This is a genomic window from Halomonas faecis, assembly GCF_010993975.1.
Taxonomy (GTDB): domain Bacteria; phylum Pseudomonadota; class Gammaproteobacteria; order Pseudomonadales; family Halomonadaceae; genus Halomonas; species Halomonas faecis.
This window is the reverse complement of record NZ_JAACZO010000009.1, coordinates 50,857-68,354: the sequence shown is the minus strand read 5'-3', so window position 1 is coordinate 68,354 and position 17,498 is coordinate 50,857. Positions and strand designations below refer to the sequence as shown.

General features: G+C 64.6%; 16 protein-coding genes and 1 rRNA gene. 8 read left to right on the top strand and 9 right to left on the bottom strand.

Annotated elements, in window-relative coordinates; translation table 11 throughout:
- Positions 1-79, top strand: a 5S ribosomal RNA gene (rrf, locus tag GFD32_RS20165); the annotation flags it as partial.
- Positions 80-572: 493 nt separating this feature from the next.
- Here rrf and gdhA read toward each other — a convergent pair.
- On the bottom strand, positions 573-1,925 hold the full coding sequence (gene gdhA / locus GFD32_RS05195; RefSeq protein ID WP_163575501.1) for an NADP-specific glutamate dehydrogenase: 1,353 nt from the start codon (positions 1,923-1,925) through the stop codon (positions 573-575).
- 286 nt (positions 1,926-2,211) lie between these two features.
- On the opposite strand from gdhA, the gene GFD32_RS05190 reads away from it, so the two are divergent.
- Together GFD32_RS05190 and rlmM are read left to right on the top strand one after the other, a co-directional pair.
- A complete protein-coding gene (locus GFD32_RS05190; protein ID WP_163575500.1) occupies positions 2,212-2,655 on the top strand; it encodes a DUF2721 domain-containing protein in 444 nt (147 codons plus the stop codon).
- Positions 2,655-3,749: a 23S rRNA (cytidine(2498)-2'-O)-methyltransferase RlmM gene (gene rlmM / locus GFD32_RS05185; RefSeq protein ID WP_163575499.1), complete on the top strand. Its 1,095-nt coding sequence runs from the start codon at positions 2,655-2,657 to the stop codon at positions 3,747-3,749. The genes GFD32_RS05190 and rlmM overlap by 1 nt, the downstream gene beginning before the upstream one ends.
- A gap of 26 nt (positions 3,750-3,775) precedes the next feature.
- On the opposite strand, the gene GFD32_RS05180 is transcribed toward rlmM, so the two are convergent.
- Positions 3,776-4,063 carry an antibiotic biosynthesis monooxygenase family protein gene (locus GFD32_RS05180; protein WP_163575498.1) on the bottom strand — a complete coding sequence of 96 codons (288 nt, stop codon included), beginning with the start codon at positions 4,061-4,063 and terminating at the stop codon, positions 3,776-3,778.
- A gap of 29 nt (positions 4,064-4,092) precedes the next feature.
- Here GFD32_RS05180 and tusA point away from each other — a divergent pair, with 29 nt between their 5' ends.
- Entirely contained in the window at positions 4,093-4,344 is a 252-nt protein-coding gene (tusA, locus tag GFD32_RS05175) for a sulfurtransferase TusA (RefSeq protein WP_163575497.1), read from the top strand.
- A gap of 50 nt (positions 4,345-4,394) precedes the next feature.
- Here the strand turns inward: tusA and GFD32_RS05170 are convergent, their stop codons facing one another.
- The 3 genes from GFD32_RS05170 to GFD32_RS05160 form a co-directional block, all read right to left on the bottom strand.
- Positions 4,395-5,105 (bottom strand): hypothetical protein, encoded by a 711-nt coding sequence (locus GFD32_RS05170; RefSeq protein WP_163575496.1) that lies wholly within the window; start codon positions 5,103-5,105, stop codon positions 4,395-4,397.
- A 119-nt stretch (positions 5,106-5,224) separates the two neighbouring features.
- Positions 5,225-6,268, bottom strand: a complete 1,044-nt coding sequence (locus GFD32_RS05165) for a DUF3080 family protein (protein WP_163575495.1) — start codon at positions 6,266-6,268, stop codon at positions 5,225-5,227.
- Complete coding sequence (locus tag GFD32_RS05160) at positions 6,261-7,709, bottom strand: MATE family efflux transporter (RefSeq protein WP_163575494.1); 1,449 nt, start codon at positions 7,707-7,709, stop codon at positions 6,261-6,263. Before GFD32_RS05160 ends, GFD32_RS05165 begins: the two co-directional genes overlap by 8 nt.
- Before the next feature lie 161 nt (positions 7,710-7,870).
- Here GFD32_RS05160 and GFD32_RS05155 point away from each other — a divergent pair, with 161 nt between their 5' ends.
- Positions 7,871-10,048: a dehydrogenase E1 component subunit alpha/beta gene (locus tag GFD32_RS05155; protein ID WP_240455550.1), complete on the top strand. Its 2,178-nt coding sequence runs from the start codon at positions 7,871-7,873 to the stop codon at positions 10,046-10,048.
- On the opposite strand, the gene GFD32_RS05150 is transcribed toward GFD32_RS05155, so the two are convergent.
- Both GFD32_RS05150 and GFD32_RS05145 read right to left on the bottom strand, forming a co-directional pair.
- Positions 10,039-10,521 (bottom strand): hypothetical protein, encoded by a 483-nt coding sequence (locus GFD32_RS05150; protein WP_163575493.1) that lies wholly within the window; start codon positions 10,519-10,521, stop codon positions 10,039-10,041. The genes GFD32_RS05155 and GFD32_RS05150 overlap by 10 nt on opposite strands.
- A 1-nt stretch (position 10,522) precedes the next feature.
- Positions 10,523-11,425 carry a TatD family hydrolase gene (locus GFD32_RS05145; RefSeq protein ID WP_163575492.1) on the bottom strand — a complete coding sequence of 301 codons (903 nt, stop codon included), beginning with the start codon at positions 11,423-11,425 and terminating at the stop codon, positions 10,523-10,525.
- Positions 11,426-11,541: 116 nt separating this feature from the next.
- Here GFD32_RS05145 and GFD32_RS05140 point away from each other — a divergent pair, with 116 nt between their 5' ends.
- Complete coding sequence (locus GFD32_RS05140) at positions 11,542-13,479, top strand: ATP-binding cassette domain-containing protein (RefSeq protein WP_163575491.1); 1,938 nt, start codon at positions 11,542-11,544, stop codon at positions 13,477-13,479.
- 62 nt (positions 13,480-13,541) lie between these two features.
- Here the strand turns inward: GFD32_RS05140 and GFD32_RS05135 are convergent, their stop codons facing one another.
- Entirely contained in the window at positions 13,542-13,997 is a 456-nt protein-coding gene (locus GFD32_RS05135; protein WP_163575490.1) for a universal stress protein, read from the bottom strand.
- A gap of 104 nt (positions 13,998-14,101) precedes the next feature.
- On the opposite strand from GFD32_RS05135, the gene GFD32_RS05130 reads away from it, so the two are divergent.
- Entirely contained in the window at positions 14,102-14,644 is a 543-nt protein-coding gene (locus GFD32_RS05130) for a preprotein translocase subunit YajC (protein ID WP_163575489.1), read from the top strand.
- A 28-nt stretch (positions 14,645-14,672) separates the two neighbouring features.
- Here the strand turns inward: GFD32_RS05130 and slyA are convergent, their stop codons facing one another.
- On the bottom strand, positions 14,673-15,116 hold the full coding sequence (gene slyA, locus GFD32_RS05125) for a transcriptional regulator SlyA (protein WP_163575488.1): 444 nt from the start codon (positions 15,114-15,116) through the stop codon (positions 14,673-14,675).
- 203 nt (positions 15,117-15,319) lie between these two features.
- Here slyA and fadB point away from each other — a divergent pair, with 203 nt between their 5' ends.
- On the top strand, positions 15,320-17,482 hold the full coding sequence (gene fadB / locus GFD32_RS05120) for a fatty acid oxidation complex subunit alpha FadB (RefSeq protein ID WP_163575487.1): 2,163 nt from the start codon (positions 15,320-15,322) through the stop codon (positions 17,480-17,482).
- Positions 17,483-17,498: the final 16 nt, after the last annotated feature.

Below are 17,498 nucleotides of genomic sequence, written 5' to 3'. Positions count from 1 at the left end.
TGCCGAACTCAGCAGTGAAACCGCTCAGCGCCGATGGTAGTGTGGGGTCTCCCCATGCGAGAGTAGGTCATCGTCAGGCACTTATTCAGAAGCCCCGGCCATTGGTCGGGGTTTCGTCGTTTGGGGGGGTCTCCCATGGAGAGTCGCGGGAGGCCGCCCCGATCATCGTCAGGCACTTATTCAGAAGCCCCGGCCATGGGTCGGGGCTTTCTCGTTTAAGGGTGCGACGACAGCAGGGATTAGACTTTAGGCTAATATCAGGCTATAATGCACTGCAACATGGACAGCGATTCGAGGTGCACTATGGCTAGCAAGGTAGAAGCTTTTCCAACGGTTTGGGATCATTCTGTTACTTGGCGCCCCGCCCTCAAGCCTTTCCTGCGCCGGTTCTGGAAAGGGCTGATGCGGCTTTCGGAAGCCCAGTGCCAGGCTCAGGCGCGCCGCGGTTTCCTGCCATACCAGTGATCGTGGGCTGAGCGCCAAGGAACGCCTTCAGGGCGACCGAAAGACTGGTTCGTGATGAGTGAAGCCCGGGGCCTACGATGGCCCCGGGCTTTTCCATGGATGGTCGCCTACACCACGCCCTGATCGATCATGGCATCGGCGACCTTGCGGAAACCGGCGATGTTGGCGCCCAGCACCAGGTTGGTCGGGTCGTCGAACTCGGCAGCGGTATCGGCGCACTGCTGGTGGATGTCGGCCATGACTTCCTTGAGTTTGGCGTCGACCTTTTCCAGTGGCCACTTCTGCATGCTGCTGTTCTGGGCCATCTCCAACTGGCTGGTCGCGACGCCGCCGGCGTTCGCCGCTTTGCCCGGGCCATAAGCGATCTTCGCTGCGAGAAAGCGGTCGACTGCCTCGGCGGTGGAGGGCATGTTGGCGCCCTCGCTGATGCAGTCGACTCCGTTATCGAGCAGGGCTGCCGCATCGGCATCCGTCAGTTCGTTCTGGGTTGCGCAGGGGAAGGCGACGCGACCCTTGATGCGCCAAACGGCATGACCGTCAGCAGGATAGTCGGCCACGCGAGTGTAGCTCGCTTCGGGATGCCGCTCGAGATAGGCCTCCAAGGAGGCCCGCTTGATTTCCTTGAGCTCCTTGAGCAGCGCCAGGTCGATGCCACGAGGGTCGTGCAGGGTGCCGCGAGAGTCGGAGCAGGTCACGGGCAGTGCATTCAGCTCGTAGAGTTTCTCGATGGTGTAGATCGCCACGTTGCCAGCGCCGGATACCAAGCAGGTCTTGCCTTCCAGGGTTTCGCCTCGTGTTTCCAGCATGTTCTCGGCGAAGTAGACCGCTCCATAGCCGGTGGCTTCCTTGCGACCGATGGAGCCGCCCCAGTCGAGCCCCTTGCCGGTGAGAATGCCCTCGTAGCGTCCGGTAAGGCGCTTGTACTGACCGTAGAGGTAACCGATCTCACGCGCGCCAACGCCGATATCACCGGCCGGCACGTCAGTGGTTGGGCCAATGTGTCGATAGAGCTCAGTCATGAAGGCCTGACAGAAGCGCATGATCTCGCCATCGGATTTCCCCTTGGGATCGAAGTCCGATCCACCCTTGCCGCCGCCGATCGGCAGCCCGGTCAGAGCGTTCTTGAAGATCTGTTCGAAGCCCAGAAACTTGATGGTTCCCGCGGTCACGCTGGGGTGAAAACGCAGGCCGCCCTTGTAGGGCCCCAGCGCTGAGTTGAACTGGATGCGAAACCCCTTGTTCACCTGGACCTTGCCGGCATCGTCGGTCCAGCAGACCCGAAACAGAATCTGGCGCTCGGGTTCTACGATACGTTCGATGATGCCGTGGTCGTGATAGTTGGGGCTGCGTTCGAACAGCGGGCGCAGGCACTCCAGCACCTCCTCGGCGGCCTGGTAAAACTCGGTTTGCGCAGGGCTGCTCTTCTCGAGGCGTGCGAGGGTGTCATGAACGTATGGCATGGGCGGTTCCCCGGAATGTCGATGGCAATGAACGAACACTGCCAATCAGGTGCTGAAGTCGGTGAACACTATATAGCAGTGCACCATAATGCAGCAAATGCATAGGGCATGCCGGGATTAGACATAGATATGAGGTGAAAACCCTTCAAAATTGCGTTTTTGTGTGCACCAAGATATTGCATCAACAATACTTAATTAACGGTAATACAACGATCAGCGCCTGAGGACGTTGAGGGGAGTGCGCTGGTATCATTGAGTGCCAGTCCCCATGTGGAGCCCCCTGATCGTGACCCTGACGACGCCGGCGCTACTGTTCCCCGCCATCTCGCTGCTATTGCTCGCCTATACCAATCGTTTCCTGGTGCTTGCACAGCTGATTCGCAAGCTGGCCGACGAGGAACGCAATCAGCACCACGATGTGGCGGCGCGCCAGATTTTGATGCTGCGCAAGCGCATCTCGCTCACCAAGCGTATGCAAGTGGCCGGTGTGCTGAGTTTCCTGCTCTGCACGCTGTCGATGTTTTCGCTGTTTCTGTCCCTGGAACTGCTCGGTATGGTGCTTTTCGGTATCAGCTTGATCACGCTGTCGATCTCGCTGATCTACTCGCTCTGGGAGGTGCTGTTGTCGACCAATGCGCTCAACGTGCAGCTGCAGGACATCGAGGCTCTTGGCGAGGCGCGTGAGGGGGCGCCGAAGGCGTCGAGCGGGAGTGCAGAGGAGGGTTCCTGATGCCGACAGCGACGCAGAATGAAGCCACCCTCGTGCCCGATCGGCTGCTGTTCTACTGCCGGCCCGGGTTCGAGGCCGACCTAGCGTCGGAAGTGGCAGAGCGGGCGAGCGCTCTCGGTTGGGTGGGCGAGGTCGAAGCCCTGCCGCTGGCCGGGTGCGTGGACTTTCGTATTGAGGGAGACAGGCCGGTCAATGAGCTGCATCGCCAGTTGCGCCTGGCTGAGCTGGTATTTGCGCGCCAGAGTCTGGTGGGTTTGTCGCCGCTGCTCCTGTCGCGTGAAGACCGTCTGACGCCCATCGTCGAACAGGTGGTCAGGAGCGGATGGAGCTTCGAGACCGTTTGGCATGAGACGCCCGATACCAACGAAGGCAAGGCGCTGGCCGGTTTGACCAAGGCCTTGGCGCGCCCGCTCGAATCGTTGCTGAAAAAGCGCGGAGCATTGCGTCGCAAGGCGGGAGGTCGTCGGTTACACCTGTTCTGGAAAGATGGCGATCGCGCTCAACTGGGAATGAGCTTTCCCGGCAATCGAAGCGAGCTGCCCGGTGGCATTCGGCGGCTCAAGTTTCCCCATGCGGCACCTAGCCGTTCGACGCTGAAGCTGGAAGAAGCGTGGCATGAGTTCGTGCCACGCGACGAGTGGCCGGAACGGCTTGCGGAAGGGATGCAGGCCGCCGATCTGGGTGCGGCGCCGGGTGGGTGGACCTGGCAGTTGGTGCGGCGCGGCATGCATGTCTTCGCCATTGACAACGGCCCCATGGACAAGGGGTTGATGGCATCGGGAATGGTCGAGCATCAGCGTGAGGATGGGTTCGTCTGGGAGCCGCCAAGCCGGTTGGACTGGCTGGTCTGCGATATCGTCGACAAGCCTGCACGAGTCGTGGCAATGGTCGAGCGCTGGCTCGTCAGGCGCTGGTGCCGTGAGTCGATATTCAACCTGAAGCTCCCCATGAAGCGCCGCTGGGAGACGGTGTCGCGCTGCTTGGCCGAACTTCAGGACTCGCTGGATGATGCCGGCGTGAGAGCCGAACTTCGTTGCCGGCATCTGTACCACGACCGCGAAGAGGTGACCGTCCATGCGAGAATGCTGGATTGAGCCTTCGCGCTTCGGGGGTGGATGCGTCAGTATGAGGGCTCGTAGGCGCGAATGATCTCTTCTTCAGTGAGCAGAGGCCATATGCGTTGCATGACGCGGTTGCGCTCCTCGCTGCGGTACCACTCTTTCCAGGCGCGCATGTCGCGCCATTTGGTGATCATCAGGCGACGGTCGCTATGCCCCAGCTCGACGAGGGTCTCGCCGCCGACGAAGCCTCTGGCGCCCAGCGACCAGCGCATCGCTTCACGTGCGGCTTGCTCGTATTCCTCCTCCAGGCCGGGCATGATACGACGTTCGATAATGATCTTGATCATCTGAGCTGCTCCCTACACCGAGGTCTTCGATGGTTGATACTGCCGACTCCCTACCCGACTTCCAGGTCGAGCTGGACACGACCGGGCTCTACTGCCCGGAGCCGATCATGTTGATGCATAACAAGGTCCGGGACATGGCATCCGGCGAGGTGCTCAAGGTGGTGGCAACCGATCCTGCCACCACCCGTGATATCCCGAAATTCTGTCACTTCCTTGGCCACGAACTGGTGCAGCAGCAGGAGTCGGACGGTCATTACCTATATTTTATCCGCTTGGCTTGAGGCCTCCCAGCCCTCGTCCGGCTTGCCCGGATGGCGAGGACCATGTCTCGTCATCGGTGCTCCATCGGCTCGTGAGGAATCACCATGAGCGCCAGGGCCTCCAGGGTGGTGGGGTCCTGCTCGCGAATGCGGTTGGCAATGCGGCGCTGGAAGAAGTAGATGAGTCGATGACGGCTGCGGGCCGGGTAGAGGCAGGAATCGCCCGGCAGAATGGGCGTGGATTCGACGAGCGATTCGTCGGCGAGCAATGCCTCGATATTGCCGTCACTATAGAGGCGCCAACCGAACACCTGCTTCAATTGCCAGGGCCCTTCGGTTTCGTCGATGCACAAGGCATGAGTGCCCAAGGTGTCGGGTAGCTGCTGGATCAGCGTGACCTCGTGGGTTTCCTCGTAGTCGAAGTAGGCGGCGGCGTGCTCGAGCTCCATGGCCTTGTGGGGGGGAGCCGACTCAAGCAGTTCTTCGGTTTCCGGGTCGCGGTAGCCGATGAAGCACCCCTGCTCCGGATCGTCCAGCCGGTGGCACGGCGTCAATGCCTCCATCCAGGGCACCAAGCCGACGACGTCCCCATCCTCGCGCAACCCCCAGGCCAAGATCGGCATGCCATAGTAGGCATCGGGGTCGGAGGCCAGCTGGTAGACCATTTCCAGGCCGTCGAGCTCAGGGGCGAGCCGGATCAGGCGTTGCTTGGCCTTGTGCCGCTGGCGCATCGCTTCCAGGTCGATGACCTGGGCAGGGCGGGATGATAGTGAAATACCCATGATCTCCCTCCAGGTTCTGCGTGGTCACGGCGTGTGACGCGGCTCGCGGCGGATCCCGGCCTGTCGATTCCACCAATAGCACAGAGGCCATGCACAAGTTAAGTCTCCATTTGCGATTTTCACGAGCAACGCTCGGCCAATCGTTGCCAATAGCGGTCGTGGGCATCGAGCACCGCGCGGTAGGCGGGCAACGGGGCCTCGGGATTGTCGAGCGAGAGCCAGCGGTGGCGGTACTCGGCGATGGCCTCGGGAGGGGAGACGTGGCTGGCCAGAAGGGCATCGATGGCGGTCAGCCAGCGGTCGGCCAGCGTTTCCAGACGCGCCAGCCATTGCCGTGCGGGGCTGGCCTGAAAGCGGTTCCTCAGGTCGGGGCCGGATGCGTCCAAAGGGGCACAGGCATCGCGGCTGTCGAGTCGTCGGGTGAGCAAATCGTTGGCCTCGCCCAGACGTTGCTCGGCGAGGAGCAGGGCTCTAAGCAATTCGGCCGTGTGCGGCCGTTCGCGAAGCGTCTTGAGGTGGCCTTCCAGCGTCGAGGATTGCGGCGACCAGTCGGGCTCGAACTGATTGAGAGTGGCGCGACGCAGCCAGCGTAGCGCCTCCAACTGTGCGTCCAGCGGATCGGTGTCGCTTGGTTCCAGGGCGGAGCTCGCTCGGGAGAAGTTGCCGGTCCACTCTTCGGAATCGAACAGGCTGTTCCAGCTCACCAGCGGCAGCTGTCGGGTCTTGCGGCGGGTGATTCGCTCCAGCCGTGCCCGGTCGTCATCGGCCAGGCGTTCGGCCACCTCGCTGTCCCGGCAGGCGTCGAGGCGGCGCCACAGTTCGAGCTCGTAGAGCCAGCGCTGGCTGGGGGGCGCCACGCGGCCGAGCTGGTTGTTGCGCGCGGCGACCAGGTTGGTGATGTGGCATTCGCGCAGGGCGTAGACGTCCAGCAGGCCCTCGCGCGTCTCGGAAACCTCGAACAGCCGTTCCTGGCGTTCGGGGAATGCGCCGATGTTGCCCGGCGGCTCGGGCTCCGGGGCCGGCAGGTCGAGGGCCTCGGCCAACTGGCGTTGATAGTCGCGAAGCAGGGCATCGCCCTCGCCCATTCCTCCGCAGCCGGCCAACGCCAGGGCCATGATGAGTGCCATGGCGTACAGCCAGGCCGGTGGGCTCCGTCTAGCCATGCGGAACGTCGAGGCTGCCATTCGCCATCCCCTTCGCGACTCGGCGTAGGCGTTCGCCGAGCAGTAGTGCCGCCGCGGTCAGTCCGGCAATCAGGCCCACCCAGTAGCCATGCACGCCCATGGGCTCGATGAGACCGAATAGGCCGTATTCGCCGAGCCCGTGGCCGCCTCCCAGGCCGACGAGCCAGTAGGCGATCAGCGTGATCACCATGACGACCCGCGTGTCCTTGTAGCCGCGAAGCGCGCCGGCCAGGTTGACCTGAAGCGAATCCGATACCTGGAAGATCATGGCCAGTACGACCAGCGAGAGCGTCAGGCGTTGCACGGCCACGTCATGAGTGTAGAGGGCGATCACCGGCTCTGCGGTCAGCCACAGCAGGGTGCTGTTGAATACCGCCACCAGCAGGCACAGTACGATTCCGTTCCAGGCCACCAGGCGGGTGTGGCCAGGGCGTCGTTGCCCCAGGGTGTTGCCGACCCTGACGGTGAGCGCCATGCTTAGCGACAGCGGCAGCATGAACAGAATCGAGGTGTAGTTCAGCGCCACCTGGTGGGCCGCCACAGTGACTTCGCCGAGGCTGGCGATGAACAGGGCGATCAGCGTGAACAGCGTTACCTCGACGAAGATGGCCACGCCGATGGGTACCCCGACGTAGAGCAGCTCTCCGATCAGTTTTTTCTGCGGAAGCGTGGGGGCGTGCCACAGGGCGACATCGCCGTAGGCCGATGAGCGATGCGTGTAGGCTACCATGGCCAGGCCCATGACCCAGAAGGACAGGGCGGTGGCCAGGCCGCAGCCCAGCGCGCCGAGCGCCGGCAGCGCCTGTAGCCAACTCGGCAGCCAATCGCCCACGAGTCCGGTGAGGCCTTCGCCGCCATAGATCAGCACGAAGTTGCTGGGAACGTTCACGGCCAGCCCCACCAGGCTGATCCACAGCGATGGCCGGGTGTGGTTCATGCCATCCGAGAAAGCGCGCAAGGCCTGGAACAGGGCGACGCCCGGCATCCCCAGCGCCACGGCGGCCAGGTAAGCCGCCGCGCGCTCGGCGACCGGGGCGGGAACGGCCATCAGGCGAAAGATCGGCATCACCGCCAACCACAGCAGCAAGGCCGCGATGACGCCCAGCGCCAGCGCCACCCATAGCGCCTGGTGCACGTTGGGCCGGATGCGCGGCGTGCGGCCGCCGCCGAGCAGTTGGGCGACGATGGGGGTGAGCCCCATCAAGGTGCCGGTCATGAACAGCATCAGCGGCAACCACAGGCTCGAGCCCACCGAGACCGCCGCCAGGTCGGTGGCGCTCAAGCGCCCCGTCATCATCACGTCGACGACGCTCATGCCCGCCTGCGCCAGTTGGGCGCCGCAGATGGGCAGGGCGAGGCGGATCAACGGCCGCGTTTCCGTGCGGCTGGCCGAGAGTAAATCGACGATGAATGTTGCCAAGAGAGTGGCTCCTTGCCGGCGATACGACCGGGATATGCGGCGAATTCCCGAGGAAGTCACTAGCTTAGCAACTGCCGACGCACCTTGCTTGATGACCGGGCGGCGTCGTCGCGGTAGGCTGTTCGGCACCCCGCAACCCAGTGCCAACGGAGGGTGATACCGTGGTCGAACCCCTGCCCCAGGAGAATCGTTTTCTGGAAGCCCTGAGCAAGGATGCCTGGCCGGAATCGCAGCACCAATGGGGGCTCGAATCCGTCGGCCTCGGTCCCGCAGGGTTGGTCGAGCTGTTCGATTCGCAGCTCATGAGCCGCCATCTGGATCTGCATGCACGACGCCTCCAGGCACGGGGCGAAGCGTTCTATACCATCGGCAGTTCCGGCCATGAGGGCAACGCAGCCATTGCTGCCGCCTTGCGCCCCACCGATCCGGCCTTCCTGCACTACCGCGATGCCGCCTTCATGATCCAGCGCAGCCACCAGGTACCCGGCCAGACACCGCTGTGGGATCTGCTGCTGAGCTTCGTTGCCTCGGCGGAAGACCCCATCTCGGGCGGGCGCCACAAGGTGCTGGGTTCGAAAGCGTTGGCCATTCCGCCGCAAACCAGCACCATTGCCTCGCACCTGCCCAAGGCAATGGGGGCGGCCTACGGGCTGGGCCTCGCCCGTCGCCTCGGTATCGCGAGCGAGACGCCGGACGACAGCGTGGTGCTGTGCAGCTTCGGCGATGCCTCTTTCAATCACTCCGCCGCCCAGGGTGCGCTCAATGCCGCCGGCTGGGCGGCGTACCAGAGCGTACCCATGCCGCTGGTGCTGGTGTGCGAGGACAACGGCATCGGCATTTCCACCCCCACTCCCGATGGGTGGATCGAGGCGAACATGCAAGGCCGCCCCGGCTTCCACTACCTGGCCTGTGATGGCGGCGACCTGCTCGATACCTGGCAGGCGGCGTGTCAGGCGGTACGGCTGGCACGCTCGCGTCGACAGCCGGTGTTCCTCCACATGCGCTGCGTGCGGCTCTTCGGCCATGCCGGCTCCGACGCCCAGCAGGCCTACCTGACCCCGGCACGGATCGAGGCCGCCGAGGCCCGCGATCCGCTGCTGATCAGCGCCGGATTGCTGCGCCGCCATGGCGTGCTCGACCGTGACGAGATCGCCACGCGCTATCACGCCATGAGCCAGCGTATCGCCGAGCTGGGCGAGAGCGCCATTCGCCGCCCCAAACTGGAAACCGCCGAACAGGTGATGGCGAGCATCGTGCCGCCGACGCGTCCCGGTCGGGCGCGTGCCTGGCAGGGCGACGTGGACGTCACCCCGGTGCCCATGGCCAAGGGACTCAACCAGGCTTTGCAGCGCCTGATGCAGCGCTATCCGCAACTGGTGATGGCGGGGCAGGACATCGGCCGCAAGGGTGGCGTCTATGGAGTGACCCAGAAGCTGCAGGCGCACTTCGGGGCCCACCGGGTGATCGACACGCTTCTCGACGAGCAGAGCATCCTGGGACTCGGCATCGGCATGGCTCACCACGGCCTGGTGCCGATCCTCGAGATCCAGTTCCTCGCTTACCTGCACAACGCCGAGGATCAACTGCGCGGCGAGGCGGCCACCCTCAGCTTCTTCTCCAATCGCCAGTACGCCAATCCCATGGTGGTGCGCATCGCCGGGCTCGGTTATCAGAAGGGCTTCGGCGGCCACTTTCACAACGACAATGCGCTCGCCGTGCTGCGCGACATTCCGGGGCTGCTGGTGGCCTGTCCCGCCAATGCGGCCGATGCCGTGGGGTTGCTGCAGGAGGCCGTGCGGCTGGCCGATGAGGAGCAGCGCGTGGTGGTGATGATCGAGCCGATCGCGCTCTATCATCAGCGCGACCTGCTCGCCGAGGGCGATCAGGGCTGGTGCTTCGCCGACCCGGGGCCGCAGCACCGTCTGCCGGTGGGCGAGCTCGGCCAGTGGGGGGAGGGGGGCGATCTCGCCATCGTCACCTACGGCAATGGCGTCTACCTATCGCGCCAGGCGGCGGCCCAGTTGGCCGAGGAAGGCATCGAACTGCGCATCATCGATCTGCGCTGGCTCACCGGTATCGATCACGATGCCGTGCACCGCGCCGTGGCTGGGTGCGAGCGAATCCTGGTGGTGGACGAGTGCCGCCGCAGCGGGTCGCTGAGCGAGGAAGTCATCACGGCGCTGGTCGAGCGCGGCGTGGCAGGGGAGCGGCTGGCTCGGCTCACCGCCGAGGACAGTTTCATTCCGCTGGGGCGGGCCGCCACGGTGACGCTGCCGTCAGTGGCGGAGATCGCCGTGCGGGCACGCCAGTGGGTGCAGGGCGAGGCGCTTCAGGGCTGATCCAGGGCCAGTCGCTGGTGGAGGTGCAGCATGACTTCCACCTCGTGCTCGGGACGCAGCGGTTCGAGCCCCAGCTCGCCGAACAGCTCGCCACGGGCGCGGGTCCATTCGCCGCTGGGCAGGTCTGGGTAGAGGCTGTCGGCCGGCGCCAGCTCGACGAAAGGATCGATGCCGTAGGTATCGAAGAGACGTGACAGGGCGGCTTCGTCGTCATAAATGCCGGCCGTGAACAGCGTGGCATTGAAGTGGTCGCTTTCCAGCTCGCGGATCACGTCCAGCGGACTCACGCCGAGGCTGGTCAGTTCTTCCAGACTGTAGCCGTTCAGGGCGTTCATCTCCTCATCCAGCCAGTCTTCGTCGGGCTGGATGAGGGTATGCTTGATGCGGCCATCGGGCAGCACCCAGGCAATGGCCAGTGGAAGTTCTCCGTCGTCGCCGGTCTCCACGGCGATGAATCCGGGAATCTCGGCCATGTCACTCCTCCTCCTGAGCGGAATGGCGGGGCCTGGCGGACGGCGGCATGGCGGCGTCGGCCAGGCGAAAGAAGGCCCGTGCCGTGGCGGTGGTCGCTTGGGCCAGTTCGGCCTCGTCGATGTCGTACCAGTGGGCGATCTCCTGCACGATCCACGGTAGCAGCGCCGGTTCGTGGCGTCTTCCCTTGAGTTTGGCAGGTAAATGGCGTGGCAGCAGGTAGGGGCAGTCGGTTTCCACCATCAGTCGGTTCAGCGGAATTTCGCCGACCAGCTCGCGCAGATGGTGGCCGCGGCGCTCGTCGCAGATCCAGCCGGTCAAGCCGATGTGCAGATCGAGATCCAGGTAGCCGTACAGCGTGGCCCGGTCGGCAGTGAAGCAGTGGACGACGGCATCAGTGATGTCGTCGCGCCAGGCATGGAGCATCTCGCGCAGTCGGTGGCCGGCGTCACGCTCGTGCACGAACAGCGGTTTGCCGCACTCGGCGGCGAGCCCCAGCTGGGCCTCGAAGGCGCGCTCCTGCTCGGCGGGCGTGGAAAAGTTGCGGTTGAAATCGAGCCCGCACTCGCCCACGGCGACCACTTCGGGCCGACGGTGCAGTTCGCGCATCGCCGCTTCCAGGCCGGCGTTCCAGTCGCTGGCGTCGTGGGGGTGGACCCCGGCGGTGGCATGCAGTCCAGGATGGCGTTGCGCCAGCTCGACCGCCTGTTCGGCGTGCTCGCGGTCGGTGCCGGTGACGATCAGGGTGGTCACGTTGGCCGCCCGGGCACGGCGCAGCACCGGTTCCAGGTCGTGGGCGAAGCTGGCATGGGTCAGGTTGGCACCGATATCCGCCAGTGGGGCCGGCGAGCGCCGCTGAAGGGCTTCTGGAAGAACGTCATCGAAGGGCTCGGTGGTGTCGGCCAAAGCGGAAACTCCTGTTCGTATCTGTCGCGCATTGTAGCCAGCGACACAGTACTTAGGCCACGCCGACGCATGCTTGCGTTACACTGTGCGCCTTCACGATCGAGAGAGGTGAGTGCGTGACCCTGCTACGTCTGGAACAGCTGCAACTGGCCTATGGTACCCATGTGCTGCTCGACGGCGCCGATCTGGTGCTCGAAAGGGGCGAGCGCCTGGCACTGGTGGGGCGCAACGGCAGCGGCAAGTCGACCCTGCTGCGCCTGGTATCCGGTGAGATCCAGCCCGATGGCGGCAGCATCTGGCGTGCCCCGGGGCTCAAGATCGGCGTGCTGGCCCAGGATCTTCCCCAGGCCGATGGACAGACCATCTTCGATGTGGTGGCCGGCGGCCTGCCCGAGGCCGGAGCGTTGCTTTCCGAGTATCATCACCTGGTCGGCGAGGCGGAGCCCGACATGCGTCGCATGGCCGAGCTGCAGACGCGACTGGAAGCCATCGACGGCTGGTCGTTCCACCAGCGTATCGATGTGGTGCTGACCCGCCTGGGTCTGCCCGCCGACGCTGAGATGGCGGCACTGTCGGGCGGCTGGCGCCGCCGCGTGGCATTGGCCCGGGCGCTGGTGGCCGAGCCCGACCTGCTGTTGCTCGACGAGCCCACCAACCACCTGGATCTGGACACCATTTCCTGGCTGGAGGAGCAGCTGCTCGCCTTCAACGGCGCCGTGCTGTTCATTACCCACGACCGGACCTTTCTGTCGAAGCTGGCCACCTCCATTCTCGAGCTCGACCGTGGCCGTCTCGGCCGCTATCCCGGCGACTATGCCAAGTACCAGGAGCAGAAAGCCCACGAACTGGAGGTGGAGGCGCGCGAGAACGCCGAGTTCGACAAGAAGCTCGCCCAGGAGGAAGCCTGGATTCGCCAGGGCATCAAGGCACGGCGCACCCGCAACGAGGGGCGCGTGCGAGCGCTCGAGCAGATGCGCCGCGAGCGCAGCCAGCGCCGTGAACGCCAGGGCCGGGCGAGCTTCGGTGTCGACAGCGGCGAGCGCACCGGCAAGCGTGTGGTGGAGCTCTTGCACGTCACCCAGCGCTTCGGCGACGAAACGGTGATCCGCGATCTCTCCCTGGAGATCCAGCGCGGCGACCGCATCGGCCTGATCGGTCGCAATGGGGCCGGCAAGACCACCCTGCTCAAGATACTGCTCGGCGAGATCGAACCCAGCGAAGGGCAGGTACACCTGGGCACCAATCTGCAGGTGGCCTACTTCGATCAGCTGCGCGCCGGCCTGGAGCCGGAGAAGACGGTCTACGACAACGTCGCCCAGGGCAGCGATCGGGTCACGGTGGGCGGCAAGGACCGCCACGTCATCAGCTACCTGCAGGATTTCCTGTTCACCCCGGCACGCGCTCGCCAGCCGGTCAAGGCACTCTCCGGCGGCGAATCCAATCGCCTGCTGCTGGCCAAGCTCTTCACCCAGCCGGCCAACGTGCTGGTGCTGGACGAGCCCACCAACGATCTGGACGTCGAAACGCTGGAGTTGCTCGAGGAGTTGCTGCTCGACTTCGACGGCACTCTGCTGCTGGTTTCTCACGATCGCGCTTTCATGGACAACGTGGTGACCGGGGTGCTGGCGTTCGAAGGCGATGGCGTGGTGCGCGAGTACGTGGGCGGCTACAGCGACTGGGTGCGCCAGGGTGGCAAGCTCCCCCCGGCCCCCTGGGAAGGTGCTGCGCGCCAGCGGGCGGAACCGGCACAGCGTGCCGATGACAGGCAGGCCGGCAACCCTGGCGAATCGTCCACGGCAGCGAAAGCGGTGGTCAAGAAGCCCGTCAAGCTCTCCTACAAGCTGCAGCGCGAGCTCGACGGTCTGCCGGCCGAGATCGAACGGTTGGAAAATGCCGTGGCAGCCTATGAAGCGACTGTGGGCGATCCGGGGTTCTATCAGCAGGACAGCGAGACGGTGACCCAGACGCTGGAAGCGCTCAGCGAGACTCAGGCGGCGCTGGACGCCGCCATGGAGCGGTGGATGGAGCTCGAGGCGCTCGCCGCCGGGGAGTAAGCGCCGATTCGGCTACTGTGCTTTCTCAAGATAAGGCGTTTTGGCGGGGATCAGGAGTGAGGTCACTCGTCGCTCTCCTCGCCCTTCTTGCCCACGCGTACCGCGAGGACGTCGCACTGGGCGCCGTGCAACACGCCGGTGGAGGTGGAACCGAGCAGCAGGGCGAAGCCGTGCCGGCCATGGGAGCCCACCACGATGAGATCGACGTCGTGCTCCGCGGCGAAGCGATGGATCTCCGTGTCGGGCATGCCGACGACGACGTGCTGGTTCTCCTTGGGCACGTGCTCGTCGGCGATCTCGGCCAGGCGATGCTTGGCGTGCTCGTCGAGCTGGTCCTGGATGCTGGTCAGGTCCATGGGAATGTCGCCGCCGTAGGCGAAGCCCAGCGGCTCCAGCGTATGCATGATGGAGAGCTTGGCCTCGTTGCGCTCGGCGATCTGCAGCGCACGTTCCAGCACCTTGTGGGAGTCCTTGGTCAGGTCGACGGCGACCAGGACGTGGCGGTATTCGTTGCTCATGGCAGGCTCCTGCAGTGAGGTAGGGTCCGAAATCGTATAGACACTCTAGGACGACGAATGAGCGAGGACAACGACTTGCATCAAGAAACACTCGGGAGGTGGCGATGAGCTGGCTGGTGATCGTGCTCGTGCTGATGCTGATGCTCTCGCCGGTGATGTGGCTCAAGCCCAGCCCGCGTCAGCGCCGCATCGTGCCCTTGCGCAAGGCGGCCCGTGAGGCCGGGGTGACGGTGAAGCTCGAGCGGCCTCCGCTGCATGGCGAGAAGGCCGCCATGCCCGGCTATCGCTGGGATTTTCCGGTAGAGCGGCCCGGGCCGCGGTTCGTGCTGGTGCGCGATAGCGAGGCGAGCGAGGTTCTCGAGCCCTATCTGGCTGGCTGGCGCTGGCGCATCGAACCGTTGAGGCCGCTGCCGGCGAGTGCCCGCGAACCGTTGGAAGCGTTGCTGACGCGTTTGCCGCAGGATGCGCTGGTGCTGGAATCCAGCGAGCATGGCGTTACCCTGTGGTGGTGGGAATCCCAGGATGCGGCACGCTTTCGCACCTACCTCGACGACTTCCGTCGCCTGCGCGACGCTTTGACTGGCCAGCCCGACCGGCCGGATGGGCTGCGGGCTTTCGGGGCCGGCGGATCGTCGAACGACACGTGACGGTGCCCGCTGCCGGCTGCCAAGGCATTCAGCTTTCGTTTTCGCCGGCCTGAATCGCCAATCCATTCTCTTCGATGTGTGCCAGCAGGGCATCGAGGCGTTTCACGTCCTCGTCGCTGAGCCCGTCGAGCATTTCGCGTCGGGCCTGGGTCACGACTTCATCGATTCGCTCCAGCAAGGGCGTTGCCTCGCGAGTAAGGTAGACCCGTTTGGTGCGACGATCCTGATCGCAGGGACGACGTTCGATCAGGCCCTGTTCGGAAAGTTGGTCTAGCGTTCGCACCAGCGAGGGCGCTTCCACGCCGATGGCACGCGCCAGGTCGCACTGGGCCTGGCCGTCGCCGAGGCGCCACAGGTGATAGAGCGTGACCCAACGAGTCTGGGTCAGGCCCAGAGGTGCCAAGCGCTCATCGATGATCGCACGCCACAGTCTTGGCACGCGGGACAGGCGGAAGCCGATGTTCTGATGCATGACGTGTCGCTTTCCGTAGAGTTTGGCGAATTGTCCGGAGCCACGGCGTGTAATGCAACTGGCCATGCTTGCTCTCCACGACCTCGTCCCCGGCGCTTTTCACAGGGAGACGCTGAGATCGCCCTGCCGGGGCTTGACGCGTCGCTGGTTGTGCACCAAGCTTGCAAAAATCAAACGGCCGTATGAAATCGGGAGATGCTGGGATGATCTATCAAGGCAACGCCATCACGGTGGCGCGTGGCGATGACGACATCGCTACGCTCACCTTCGACCTGAAGGGTGAGTCGGTCAACAAGCTGTCGAGTGCGGTGGTCGCCGAACTGAGCGAGGCCGTGCAGGCCATCCAGGCGCTGAGCGGGTTGCAGGGCCTGGTGATCGGTAGCGCCAAGGATGCCTTCATCGTGGGGGCCGACATCACCGAGTTCCAGGGCATGTTCGGCAAGGGCAGCGAGTTCCTGGTCGAGATGCTCGAGCGAGTGCACGGCATCTTCAACGCCATCGAAGACCTACCCTTTCCCACCGTTTCCGCCATCAACGGCCTGGCGCTGGGCGGCGGGTGCGAGGTGACGTTGACCACCGACTTCCGGGTGATGAGTGAGCAAGCGCAGATCGGTCTGCCCGAGACTCAGCTGGGCATCCTGCCCGGCTGGGGCGGTTGCGTGCGCCTGCCGCGGCTGATGGGTGCCGACAACGCCATCGAATGGATCGCCGGGGGCAGCCAGAACAAGGCCGATGCCGCCCTAGCAGTTGGCGCGGTGGATGTCGTGGTGCCAGGCGAACAGCTCGCTGCGGCGGCCAAGGACATCCTGGCCCGCGCGAACGCCGGCGAGCTGGACTACCAGGCTCGTCGCAACGAGAAGACGCAGCCTCTCAAGCTCAATGCCATCGAGCAGATGATGGCCTTCGAGACCGCCAAGGGCTATGTGGCCGGCAAGGCAGGGCCCCACTATCCGGCGCCCCTCGAGGCGATCAAGGTGATCCAGAAAGGCGCCGGCGAGGAGCGCGCTCGGGCCCAGGCCATCGAGGCCAAGGCCTTCGCCAAGCTGGCGCTCTCCGATGTGGCCTTCAATCTGGTCGGTCTGTTCCTGAACGATCAGGTGGTCAAGAAGCAGGCTGGCAAGTACGAGAAACAGGCCAGCCCCATCGAGCAGGCCGCCGTGCTGGGGGCCGGCATCATGGGCGGCGGCATCGCCTACCAGAGCGCCTCCAAGGGCACGCCGATCCTGATGAAGGACATCAAGGAGGAGGCCATCGAGCTGGGGCTCAAGGAGGCTCGCAAGCTGTTCGCCAAGCAGGTCGAGCGCGGCAAGCTGACCACCGAGCAGATGGCCGAAAAGCTCACCAACATTCGTCCGACGCTCTCCTACGGCGATTTCGGTCACGTCGATCTGGTGGTCGAGGCGGTGGTCGAGAATCCCAAGGTCAAGGGCGCGGTTCTCACCGAGGTGGAAGGTCTGGTGGGGGAGGACACCATCCTCACTTCGAACACCTCGACCATCTCCATCAACCGTTTGGCGGCCAACCTCGAGCGCCCCGAAAACTTCTGTGGCATGCACTTCTTCAATCCGGTGCACCGCATGCCCTTGGTCGAAGTGATCCGTGGCGAGAAGACCGGTGACGCTGCCGTGGCCGCTACCGTGGCCTATGCCCGGGCCATGGGCAAGACACCCATCGTGGTCAACGACTGCCCGGGCTTTTTGGTCAATCGCGTGCTGTTTCCCTACTTCGGCGGCTTCAGCCAGCTGATGGCCCAGGGCGCCGATTTCCAGCGCGTCGACAAGATCATGGAAAAGTTCGGCTGGCCCATGGGTCCCGCCTACCTGCTCGACGTGGTGGGCATGGACACCGCCGTGCATGCCGGGGAGGTGATGGCCGAAGGTTTCCCCGAACGCATGGGCAGCCTGGGCGGCGACGGTGGCAAGAGCGCCATTCAGGCGATGTTCGAGAACGATCGTCTGGGGCAGAAGAATGCCAAGGGCTTCTACGCCTACGAGGAAGACAAGAAGGGCAAGCCGAAGAAGGTGAGCGACGCAGCCGCCATCGAGCTGGTCAAGGGCGTGGCCAAGGAGAGCCGCGAGTTCAGCGACGACGACATCATCGCCCGCATGATGGTGCCCCTTTGCCTGGAGACGGTGCGCTGCCTGGAGGACGGCATCGTCGGCAGTGCCGCCGAGGCCGATATGGCGCTGATCTACGGCATCGGTTTCCCGCCGTTCCGCGGCGGCGCGCTGCGCTACATCGACGCCATGGGCGTGGCAGCCTTCGTCGAGCTGGCCGACGGCTTGGCCGAAGAACTGGGGCCGCTCTACGCCCCCACCGACAAGCTGCGCGAGATGGCCGAATCCGGCGAGCGTTTCTACGGCTAATACCCCGCCACGAACA

What these genes read in the sequence shown, in the direction of transcription:
- GFD32_RS05170 (WP_163575496.1), bottom strand. Translation starts at nt 5,105, where the DNA reads ATGGGTATTTCACTATCATCCCGCCCTGCCCAGGTCATCGACCTGGAA.
- tusA (WP_163575497.1), top strand. Translation starts at nt 4,093, where the DNA reads ATGGTTGATACTGCCGACTCCCTACCCGACTTCCAGGTCGAGCTGGAC.
- GFD32_RS05165 (WP_163575495.1), bottom strand. Translation starts at nt 6,268, where the DNA reads ATGGCTAGACGGAGCCCACCGGCCTGGCTGTACGCCATGGCACTCATC.
- rlmM (WP_163575499.1), top strand. Translation starts at nt 2,655, where the DNA reads ATGCCGACAGCGACGCAGAATGAAGCCACCCTCGTGCCCGATCGGCTG.
- GFD32_RS05130 (WP_163575489.1), top strand. Translation starts at nt 14,102, where the DNA reads ATGAGCTGGCTGGTGATCGTGCTCGTGCTGATGCTGATGCTCTCGCCG.
- fadB (WP_163575487.1), top strand. Translation starts at nt 15,320, where the DNA reads ATGATCTATCAAGGCAACGCCATCACGGTGGCGCGTGGCGATGACGAC.
- gdhA (WP_163575501.1), bottom strand. Translation starts at nt 1,925, where the DNA reads ATGCCATACGTTCATGACACCCTCGCACGCCTCGAGAAGAGCAGCCCT.
- GFD32_RS05150 (WP_163575493.1), bottom strand. Translation starts at nt 10,521, where the DNA reads ATGGCCGAGATTCCCGGATTCATCGCCGTGGAGACCGGCGACGACGGA.
- GFD32_RS05180 (WP_163575498.1), bottom strand. Translation starts at nt 4,063, where the DNA reads ATGATCAAGATCATTATCGAACGTCGTATCATGCCCGGCCTGGAGGAG.
- GFD32_RS05135 (WP_163575490.1), bottom strand. Translation starts at nt 13,997, where the DNA reads ATGAGCAACGAATACCGCCACGTCCTGGTCGCCGTCGACCTGACCAAG.
- slyA (WP_163575488.1), bottom strand. Translation starts at nt 15,116, where the DNA reads ATGCATCAGAACATCGGCTTCCGCCTGTCCCGCGTGCCAAGACTGTGG.